At 47.4% G+C, this 4,483-nt stretch carries 4 protein-coding genes and 1 pseudogene; all 5 read right to left on the reverse strand.

Annotated elements, in window-relative coordinates:
- Window positions 1-1,037: type VI secretion system Vgr family protein (locus V6E55_RS24975; protein WP_316944100.1), on the reverse strand; the 1,037-nt coding region annotated here is incomplete at its 3' end.
- A 118-nt stretch (window positions 1,038-1,155) separates the two neighbouring features.
- Window positions 1,156-1,263: pseudogene (locus V6E55_RS24980) on the reverse strand (PAAR domain-containing protein); the annotation flags it as partial.
- Between the two features lie 46 nt (window positions 1,264-1,309).
- A complete protein-coding gene (locus tag V6E55_RS24985) occupies window positions 1,310-3,274 on the reverse strand; it encodes a T6SS effector phospholipase Tle3 domain-containing protein (protein WP_316944101.1) in 1,965 nt (654 codons plus the stop codon).
- Window positions 3,271-4,023: a T6SS immunity protein Tli3 family protein gene (locus V6E55_RS24990; protein ID WP_316944102.1), complete on the reverse strand. Its 753-nt coding sequence runs from the start codon at window positions 4,021-4,023 to the stop codon at window positions 3,271-3,273. Before V6E55_RS24990 ends, V6E55_RS24985 begins: the two co-directional genes overlap by 4 nt.
- Before the next feature lie 19 nt (window positions 4,024-4,042).
- A partial coding sequence (locus V6E55_RS24995; protein WP_316944103.1) for a DUF2345 domain-containing protein occupies window positions 4,043-4,483 on the reverse strand: 441 nt, incomplete at its 5' end.

A 4,483-nucleotide genomic window follows, 5' to 3' on the forward strand; every position in this document is an offset into this window, starting at 1 on the left:
ACACCCTTGCTGAACACCTCAGCCACTTCGTAGCCGCCGCTGACCTTCAGCACCTGGCCCGGAAAGAGGGTCGGACAGCTGGTGATGGCCTGCGTCCGGGTCTGGCCATTCAGGTAGCGCTCGTGACGGATGCGGGCGTAAAACGCCCCGGACTCCGGGGCCGGGTTGCGGTCATACGCACTGCCCTGCGTCAGGTAGTTGTCGGCCCAGTGATAGGCATCGCCGTAAGTGGTGCTATCGCCCCGGGTCGCGTCAACCCGGGTGTTCATGTCTTCCGTCGCCTGACGGTAGTTGTAGTCCCGGGTGCTGACCTGTTTCTGCACCACGTTATGATGGCATTCCATGCCCCAGACCGAGTCCACGCCTTTTGAATGCTGGCCCGACGGCGGCACTGACGGCAGGGTCAGGCCTTTCTCGTAACCCTTCTGGCTGTCGTAAAACTCCACCACGTCAATGTTCAGGCGCCTGTCGGTGGTGAAGCGGAACCAGATACCCACTTCGCCCAGCAGGCGGGTGATAAAGTGCAGGTCGTCTTCGCCGTACTGCATCACCTGCTCACGACGCGGATACTCTTTGCTGAGCGAAAAGAGAAAATCCTGTCCTTTGAAGCTGTGACGCTCGCGCAGAATTTTTTCCACAATTTGTGGGACCGACATATCCTGGTAGATAGCGTTCTGGTGCGAACGGTCGAGCAGCGCCAGACGCGGCTGCAGGGTCAGGGCGTAGTGAGTTTCATCCTTCGAGGTGCCGAGGCGTTCAAAACCCGTGACCACCCCCTGAAGCACCCGCACCGGCTGCTGTATTTTGATGCCATAACCCTGGTCTACCGGAGCCTGCAGCGTCATGGAGCTCGCTTTCATCAGCATCATCTCTTTGCTGATGGCATGGTCAGAGCTGGTGAACTCTATGCGGTAGCTGAACGGTTTACTTAAGGCTTCATCGCCCTCAAAGGCCAGCACGTCAAGCTCTGATGCACAGCCTTTCACCGCCAGCAGGTGGTGGTTATGGCTGAATCTGATTGGGGGATTACTGCTCATACCTTCTCTCCTTCAGTCCGGTTGAAGTCCAGCGAGATACCTTCTTCGTCACTCCAGCCGAGTGTCAGGGAGTGCGGTTTCTGTCTGTCGGTGCTGAGGTCATGCCCATCAGCCCACCATTTAAAAGTGCGGCATTTTTACCGGATATATCGAAACTGGAGGAGGATGATGTGACTTTGTCACCATGTGAAGTGGCATCCCCTAAAACAACGACATATTTCCCCATCTTTCATTCCTTAATATTCAAATGCATGCATTGTCACCCGTTGGTATTATTTTTGGGGCTGGAGCCGTTCTATTTCATGGGCTTTCTTTTCTGCGGCATCGCTTGCCACATCTCTGCTTATAATTGCAGGCATGGCAGGGATCGTCAGTTTACCTGTCCAGTAATAGTCATCACTTTCCAGCCAGTCGGCCTGGTAGCGTAATTCAGCAAGACTTTCTCTGTCCCACGAATGCCAGCAATATCCGATGGGTAAATCATAAGCAACAACTCTGCTCATAAAGCGTTCGTCCATTGGCAAAGTGCTGTGATCTGTCGGTCGCTGAACATAAGTACGAACATCTTCCAGCATTTCTGCTCTTGACTGTTTTTCATATCCCATACGTTCTGATTTAGAACCCGGCCCCGGCAAGTTAATCCCCGAAGGGGATTTTGGTTTCATTTTCTGCTCAAAATAACCGTAAAGAGATATGTAATAGCGGTAGTCAAAATCTACGGGTTTACCAGAGTAAATATCCTCGTTTTGCACGGTATCCTTATCTATCTGCCCATACCCATATCCTACTTTACCGCTTTGCTTTTCTTTACTCCGGTAGTCTCTATCAAAATCTTTTAATTCATCGGCTGCGAGAGGTTCCGGAACCAATGGGGCATTAATAGTCAGTTTTTGACCATTAATAGGATCCGGCCACGTTAACTTCTCCATCATGGTGGTCGTGCTGTCCCAAAATGGCTTTCCATCGCCAAGATTACTGAAATGAGTCTGGGTATCAGGTGCATTACCGCAAGGGGTATTTCGCCCAAGCATGCGAACGTATAGTGTGTCACCAGCGGTATTAAACAGGGGGTGAGATTCAGTAAAATGACTTTTTTCAGTGTTTGGCAATCCCTGCCAGCCAATACTTCGAAGGGGTGAAGAACCCATTACCCGATCATGAGGGTTGCAGTAGATCCAGGTGGTTCCATGGTTATCGCGCTCTGGTACACCTGTGTGGGTTTTACCTTCCGGAGTCCAGCTTTCACCATCGCTGCTGGCTCCGGCCAGTAATCTTCCACATCCTTGCTGCTTCAAACGCGTTTTGTTTTCAGCCACTTTCTTTACAATATCGGCAAAAGTCGCTTCTCTGGCTTCCTTGCTGATGATTTCATTCATGGGATATGAAATATATGTTGTCATTTCATTATCCAGCGCATAGGGTGAATTCATCACAAACAGTGCATCAGGGGCTTCTATTGCAGCAGCACCCAGTGCGATCATGGTTCCCTGACTGTGAGAGATCACGGTCACCGTATCTTCAGGATGTTTATCTCGGATGGTTTTAATCAGTTTTGCCAGACGACCTGCTGCGTGAGCGTAATAATGGCGCGGAGGTGCGGCCGTTAATAGCCTGTCACGTTCTCCGTTCAATAATTGCGTACTGAATGGAACGGGAACTCCTAGCGCAGAAGGCCAGTTATCAAACCCTTTATCACTCCATAAGCTGACTAGCTGATTACAACCGTTCTGGAACGGGCCGCCTCCCCAGTAAAATGGGCCTTTATTTTTTCGTTGTTCAGGCGTCAGGTCGTAATAATTATCACCCTGTTTATTTTTTAACGGGATCGCATATTTATCGGTTTCATTTTCAGCGGCACGATACCCCCAGTAAAAGCGGATAACAGGAGAGCGACCTTCTTCAGTAATTTTTCGAGGAGGAACTACCCATTCAGTTTGTTCTTTATTCCAGTGTGCGGTGGCATATTGATGCTCTTTCAATTTTAAGGCTTGATTGTGAGTTAGGCCTAGACGTTTGTTCAAGCCATCACAAAGAGCTTTTTCAGCATGATCATACCATTCTCCTTCAGAGTTAACTCCGTGAACAAAAATTATTATTCCCGGTAACTGTAATGGAGGTTGAACTTCTGCTCGGGTCTTAATATTTCGATGTGATGTCATTGAATAAGCATAAGGTGTTCCGTTATCTGTGACATGGACATCGGTTTTTCTTGTCGGCTCGGATGTGTTGGTGCTCATTTTGCAACATTCCCTGATTGTTGATCAGGTTCTAACTTCCGATCACATTGTGTATGAGTCTGTTTTACCTTAGAGATATCATCCATGGGTAATCCTTTCTGATATTCGGGTCCTGTCACCCCAGGATAGGCGGGATTCGCAAGCTTGGAAGCTGGACTAAATGTCCATTTCAACACATAACCATCTTCCGCAACTCTTTCACCATCAGGAAACTCAATCATATAAAATCCATCATTAGTTACCAGCATGTCGTAGTCTTTTGTATCACCGTTAGGATCCTGTGTATTTGATCCATAAGTCACCGAACGCATTTTTTTTCCGCCGTCAGTCGTCACTGAAATTATATTTAAGCATCCTTTATCAGACCCAATACAGGCAGCTTTATTTTCATTTCTCGTCATCGGAAAGGCCAGATAGTCATCACGTGTTGATAACCAGAATAAGCGCCCTTTAAACAAATATCCCGAAGAAGGAGATATCTGAGTATGAATCCCCTTTGCTTTGTTGTTATAAAAAGTCTTTCCATTTTCGCAGCTGGTATAATCTTCCAGCGTAAAGTAGCGTTCTTTATCTATTCTGTAAATTATCTGAGGAGAGCCATAAACAGGTTGGGATGCTGATTGTTCGCTTTCAGTTGCTGTAGATTCATGCTCAGAAGGCACTTTCGCCGTGGCACAGCCACTCAAGAAAAACAGCATTGACAATATCAACAATACTTTTACTGGAATATCATTGCGTTTATTAAACATATATTCACCATTCCTTGATTTATTTTTTCAATACTATTTTCAGCCCATTAACCGCTTTTGATATTATTAATGATGAATTACCTGAGCTATCTGTAACACCAGACAAAATATTGCCATCCGGCATATGAATGTCATAGCTCTGATTTACCAGCGGTTTACCTGTAACAGGGTGGGTAATAACAAATTTCTCATCAAACGTTGATGGCTCAAACGACTTCATCACACTCTGCATATTACCTGAGCCAGCTTTCTTGATACCGGTATTCTTAATGAGCAGTTTGCCCGGGCCACCAATCTCAACATTTCCGTCCTTGATTTTGATATAGCCACCACCGCATATCAGCGTCAGCTCATCCTGTGCCGTCACGACCAGTTTCCTGCCGCTCGATATATGCGTGTCCTGCGTCGACCAGGTGGTGATATTCCCGCCCTGAGCCTGAATATCAATATCGTTATGTGA

The sequence above is a fragment of the Enterobacter sp. 342 genome (assembly GCF_036663495.1).
Lineage (GTDB): Bacteria > Pseudomonadota > Gammaproteobacteria > Enterobacterales > Enterobacteriaceae > Enterobacter.